The 1,868-nt window shown below is 57.3% G+C and carries 1 protein-coding gene; it reads left to right on the top strand.

The features are described 5' to 3' along the window. The first annotated feature begins 546 nt into the window (after positions 1-546). Entirely contained in the window at positions 547-1,818 is a 1,272-nt protein-coding gene (locus CJ255_RS21855; protein ID WP_097646181.1) for a glycosyltransferase family 4 protein, read from the top strand. Positions 1,819-1,868: the final 50 nt, after the last annotated feature.

The following is a 1,868-nucleotide window of genomic DNA, read 5'->3' as shown; positions in this document are numbered from 1 at the left end:
GCTTTAGACATGGTTCATAGTTACTTTACAGTTTGGTCTCCGATGGAGTGCCGACTTTAGTCGGCTGGGGTCGTAGATTGCCATGGGATGCCGACTAAAGTCGGCACTCCAACTGTAAAGCTGAAAGGCCGTTTCTGAAACCATGTCTTAGGGATGTTTTCAGGGTGCTTTAGTTTGCGCCATTAGGTAGTGCCGACTTTAGTCGGCTGAGGTCGCCGACAACCCCCGGATGCCGACTAATGGTGTTCCAGAAATTAATCCGGTGTCGCGGCACGGGCTAGACCTGATAGATATGCCAGATTTGCGAGGTCTGGTTAGCGGATTATTTACTGGAAGACCATAAGTCGGCACTACGACAGTAAAGCTGAAAGCGCGTTTCTGAAATCATCCCTATACCGTCTGGTGGACGGTGCGGAGTAGATCCGCCCCGGCGGGGCGACTCTACCGGCTGGCATGAGGCATTCTGATGACGCAAACCTATTTTCTCTCTTCTATATTCTATTTTCTCATTTCTGTATCCTTCCCTTGTGACTCATCACCAATACTATGCCTACTCCCCGTGTTGCCATGCTGGCCCGTGTGGTCTTTCCGCTCCATGGCTATGGCGGCATTGAACGCCACGTCTTCCATTTGGTTACCCACCTGACGCGCTTGGGGGCTGAGGTTACACTCTTTGTGCAGCATGCCAGCCACGAGCGGCGTGATGCGCACGATGCGGCGACCCAAGCGATTACCGCCGGCCTCAAGCGTGTGGTCTATTTGCGCTATGACTATACTTCGCCGCTCTTGCCGCCGAATGGCGTGGTGGGGCGGCAGTTCAACTACCCGTGGTATACCTGGGAATTGGGGCGTACCGTTGCCCACTTGGCGCGCGGTGGGAGCTTCGATGTGATCCATAGCCAAGGGCTTTGTGCGGCGGGCTATGGCTTGATCCGTAGCCGCGATCCGCTGTTGCAGCGCATCCCCTTTGTGGCCAACCCCCACGGCATGGAGGAGTTTCGTACCCCCGATTGGCGCAAGTGGCTCGCCTATGCCCCCTTCCGGGCGCTCTATGCCTATGGCCATCGCGTGGCCGACCGTGCGATTGCGACCGATGCCTGTACCCAGGATGATCTGCCGCGCTACCTTGGGGTAGACCCGGCTCGCATTGCGGTGATTCCTTCAGCCATTGATGTGGAGGAGTGTCTGGGCTATGTGCAGCCCGCCTTGCGTCAGGCGCTGCGTGAACGCTTTGACCTCGCAGCATGCGATCTGACCTTCATGAGCGTTGGGCGGCTTGAACGCAATAAGGGTTTCCATATTCTGATCGAAGCTCTGGCGCGTCTCCAGGGGCAACTGCCCCCGCGCTGGCGCTGGCTGCTGGTAGGCAATGGCAAAGAACGCGCCAACCTAGCTCAGCAAGCCCAACAGGCCGGAATTGCCAAACAGATCAGCTTTGTTGGGCGGCTCGACGACGACGAACTGCATAGCCTCTATGAAGAGGTAGACCTCGTGATCCATCCGACGCTCTACGAAGGCTCCAGCCTGGTCACGCTGGAGGGCATGATCCACCGTAAACCCATGATCGCCTCGGCGGCTGGCGGTATCCCCGACAAGGTCTTCAACCAACGCAACGGCTACCTTGTGCCAGCGGGTAGCGTTGACGCCCTCGTGCAAGCGATGAGCCAAGCGCTACACGCCCGTGCCCACTGGCCTGCGTGGGGCCACGAGAGCGAACGGATTGTGCGGAGCACCTTCGATTGGCCCATTGTTGCCCGCCAAACCCTAGCACTCTATATGTCCCTCATGATACCAAATCCGATAGCCGATAGCCGATAGCTGAAAGCCGGACATGGCGTCTCAATGCGCTTGGATGTCATACCAATTAC

This window comes from Candidatus Viridilinea mediisalina (assembly GCF_002532535.1).
Lineage (GTDB): Bacteria > Chloroflexota > Chloroflexia > Chloroflexales > Chloroflexaceae > Viridilinea > Viridilinea mediisalina.
This window is presented reverse-complemented; position numbering and strand designations above follow the sequence as displayed.

What these genes read in the sequence shown, in the direction of transcription:
- CJ255_RS21855 (WP_097646181.1), top strand. Translation starts at nt 547, where the DNA reads ATGCCTACTCCCCGTGTTGCCATGCTGGCCCGTGTGGTCTTTCCGCTC.